We start from the raw sequence: 1922 nt of genomic DNA, 5'->3' as shown, positions 1-1922 counted from the left end.
GTTCCCTCGTGGCGGCCGCCGCCCTGCCGGCGTCCGCCGACCAGGACAGGGACCCCGACCGCCAGCGGGTCGTCATCAGCGACGTCCAGTACAACGCTCCCGGCCCGGACAACCGCAGCAACCGTTCGCTGAACGGCGAGTGGGTGAACATCACCAACCGGTCCCGCCAGAGCGTCGACCTGAGGGGCTGGACCCTGCGCAACAGCGAGGGGGACAGGTACACCTTCCGCCACCTGCGGTTGAACGGCCGCTCGACGGTCACGGTGCACACCGGATTCGGCCGTGACACCCGCCACGACGTCTACCAGGACCGCCGCGAGCACCTCTGGGACAACCGCTCCGACCGGGCCACCCTGACGAACCGCCGTGGTGCGGTCGTCGACACCGAGAGCTGGGGCCGGACCGCGACCGCGGCGACAACCGCGACCGCGGCGACAACCGCGACCGCGACCGCGGTGACAACCGGGGCAACGACCGCGGTGACAACCGCGGTAACGACCGCGACCGCGGTGACCGCGGTGACCGCCAGCGCTGACCCACCGTCCCGAGGGCGTGTCACGGCAACCGGCCGTGACACGCCCTCGGGCGTTTCCCTCCGGCCCGGCTGCCCGCCGCGGGCCTGGGACCGTGCCTGACGGCGGGGGCTACGCCACCGTGCGGATGAGCTTCTTGTTGACGAACTCCTCGGTGCCCGGCCGGCCGAGTTCGCGGCCGAAGCCGGAGCGCTTGATGCCGCCGAAGGGGAGTTCCGCGCCCTCGGCACCGACCCCGTTGACGAAGACCATGCCGGCCTCGATGCGGTCGGCGACGCGCTCGGCCTGGGCGGGGTCCGTGGTGAAGAGGTAGGAGCCGAGGCCGTAGGGCGTGTCGTTGGCGATGCGCACGGCGTCGTCCTCGTCGGCCGCCGGGAAGACCATGGCGACCGGGCCGAAGAGCTCCTGGCGGGCCGCCGCGTGGTCGGTGGTGAGACCGGTGAGGACGCCGGCCGGGAAGTACGCGCCGTGACGCTCGCCCTCGGTGTGCAGCGTGGCGCCCTCGGCGACCGCCGCGTCCACCTGGCGGCCCAGGTTCTCGGCCGCCGCCACCGAGGACAGGGGCGCGCCGGTCGCGCCGGCCAGCAGGCGGGCGGTGAACTTCTCCACGAACGCGTCGTAGAGGTCCCGGACGACGACGAACCGCTTGGCCGCGTTGCACGCCTGGCCCGTGTTGTCGAGGCGCGCGGCGACCGCGGAGTCGACGACCGCGTCCAGGTCGTCCGTGGACAGCACGATGAACGGGTCGGAGCCACCCAGTTCCAGCACGACCTTCTTCAGGTGGCGCCCGGCGATCTCCGCGACGGCCGATCCGGCCCGCTCCGAGCCGGTGAGCGAGACGCCCTGCACGCGCGGGTCGGCGATCACGTCGGCGATCTGCTCGTTGGTCGCGTACACGTTGACGTACGCGCCCTCGGGGAAGCCCGCCTTCGTGAACAGCCGCTCCAGCAGCGCCGCGGTGGCCGGGCACTGCGGGGCGTGCTTGAGCACGACGGTGTTGCCGATGGCGAGGTTCGGGGCGGCGAACCGGGCCACCTGGTAGGCAGGGAAGTTCCACGGCATGATGCCCAGCAGCACGCCCAGCGGGCTGCGCCGCACGACGGCGGTGCCGGGGCCGGAGGTGACGTCGAGCGGTTCGTCGGCGAGGAACTCCTCGGCGTGGTCGGCGTAGTAGTGGTAGATGTCGGCGCAGAAGCCGACCTCGCCCTCGGCCTCCGCGAGCGGCTTGCCCATCTCGCGCACGATGCTCGCCGCCAGCTCCTCGCCGTGCTCCTGGTGCAGATCGCCGAGCCTGCGCAGCAGCGCCGCGCGCTCGGCCACGGTGCTCCCGCGGCCCCAGGTGGCGGCCGCGTGGGCGGCGGCGGTCAGCGCCGCCTCGACCTCGGCGTC

The 1922-nt window shown here is 73.3% G+C and carries 2 protein-coding genes; one reads left to right on the top strand and one right to left on the bottom strand.

All coding sequences use genetic code 11. The features are described from left to right. Positions 1-635: lamin tail domain-containing protein (locus tag AOK18_RS35270; RefSeq protein WP_338119149.1), on the top strand; the 635-nt coding region annotated here is incomplete at its 5' end. 9 nt (positions 636-644) lie between these two features. Here AOK18_RS35270 and AOK18_RS29370 read toward each other — a convergent pair. Then, positions 645-1922, bottom strand: a 1278-nt coding sequence (locus AOK18_RS29370; RefSeq protein WP_055696280.1) for an NAD-dependent succinate-semialdehyde dehydrogenase, incomplete at its 5' end; no start/stop codon positions are given.

The organism is Streptomyces prasinopilosus, from assembly GCF_001419695.1.
Taxonomy (GTDB): Bacteria; Actinomycetota; Actinomycetes; order Streptomycetales; family Streptomycetaceae; genus Streptomyces; species Streptomyces prasinopilosus.
This window is presented reverse-complemented; position numbering and strand designations above follow the sequence as displayed.